This is a genomic window from Actinomycetota bacterium (assembly GCA_005774595.1).
GTDB lineage: Bacteria > Actinomycetota > Coriobacteriia > Anaerosomatales > D1FN1-002 > D1FN1-002.
Genome location: VAUM01000377.1, coordinates 1 through 1,655, shown reverse-complemented (window position 1 = coordinate 1,655; position 1,655 = coordinate 1). Strand labels below are relative to the sequence as shown.

2 protein-coding genes are annotated in these 1,655 nt (G+C 69.4%); both read left to right on the top strand.

What is annotated here, in order from left to right:
- Positions 1–1,152 (top strand): HAD family hydrolase (locus tag FDZ70_10255; protein ID TLM66851.1); only part of this gene is annotated, 1,152 nt, incomplete at its 5' end.
- Positions 1,153–1,243: 91 nt separating this feature from the next.
- On the top strand, positions 1,244–1,655 hold a 412-nt coding region (locus FDZ70_10250; GenBank protein TLM66850.1), incomplete at its 3' end, for a hypothetical protein.

The following is a 1,655-nucleotide window of genomic DNA, read 5'->3' as shown; positions in this document are numbered from 1 at the left end:
GGGGATCACCTGGAGACCGGCCTGGAGTACGTCGGCATCATCGGGCTCGTAGACCCCGCCCGCGCAGAAGTGCCCGATGCGGTCGCCGAGTGCCACAGCGCGGGGATCAAGGTCGCCATGGTGACCGGCGACCACGCACTCACTGCACGCGCCGTGGCGGCTCGCGTTGGAATCCTAGACCACGAGCGGGTGGTGACAGGTCCCGAGCTCGAGGCGATGAGCGACGAGGATCTCACTCGCGCGGTCGAGGACATCCGCGTCTACGCACGCGTGAACCCGGAGCACAAGCTGCGCATCGTAGAGGCGCTGAAAGCGAACGGCGAGATCGTCGCGATGACCGGCGACGGCGTGAACGACGCCCCGGCCTTGAAGCGCGCCGACATCGGCGTGGCGATGGGGCTGGTCGGCACCGACGTCTCGCGCGAGGCGGCCGATATGGTGCTGGCCGACGACAACTTCGCGACCATCGTCGAGGCGGTCCGCCAAGGCCGCATCATCTTCGACAACCTGCGCAAGGTCGTGCTGTTCCTGCTGTCGTGCAACATGTCCGAGGTGCTCATCGTCTTCATCACGGCGCTGTTCTCCCCGGTCCCCGCACTCTCCGCCCTCCAGCTGCTGTGGATCAACCTCGTCACCGACGGGCCGCCCGCGCTCGCGCTCGGCGTCGACCCCGGCTCGCCCCGCGTGATGCAGCGCAAGCCCCGCGGCACCGACGAGTCGATGCTCACAGGCCTCCGTCAGCGGCAGATCGTCGTGCAGGGCGCGCTGATGACGCTCGCCGGACTGATCGTCTTCTTCGGGACCGAGTACAAGCTGTTCCCGGTCGATAGCCCGGCCCACGCGCAGACCATGCTGTTCACGGCGATGGTGCTGGTCCAGCTGCTGCACGCCTTCGACTTCATCTCGGACACGCGCACGGTCTTCTCGCCGGAGTCGCTCCGCAACAAGTGGCTGCTCGCAGGCCTCGCGGGCTCTGTGGCGCTCCAGGCGGCCGTGATCTACGCACCGTCGCTGCAGCGCATCTTCGGGACGCAGCCGCTCGGACTCGCGGACTGGCTGGCCGTCGCGGTGTCGGTGCTCGTGCCGTTCGTCGCCATCGACGTCATCAAGGTCGCCGGCGCCCGGCGGGCGGCACGGCGCGACGCGGCCTGACGTCCCGGGCGGCGCGGCGCGGCGCCGTTCGTCGCGCGCGTGTTTGTCCCCACGGGCCTGCTGGAACGATACTGGTCGCGAGGAGGGGCCGATGTCCGAGCCCGCGACGACACCCGAGCATGCATACCCGGGCGCGCCCACGCTGCGCGCGCGGCTGACGCTCACGATCCTGCTGACGATCCTGCTCGTGCTCGGCGGGTCGGCGCTCCTGCTCACGGGAATCACGATCACGCTCAACGAGCAGGCGGCCGAGCTCCGGGCGGCCGACCGGCTCGAGGAGTTCGACACCTACCTCTCGATGCGCGCCGACCGCCTGATCCTGCAGGCGGACAACTACTCCGAGTGGGACGAGTTCTACGAGTTCAGCGCGTCGAACACGCGCCCGCCGGACGACTGGCTCTCGACCGAGCTCGCCGACTGGTTGCCGACACGCTCGAACGTCCGCACGGTCCTGTGGACGAGCGCGGACGGGTCCACCATCTGGTCGATGGGCAGTGCCCGCG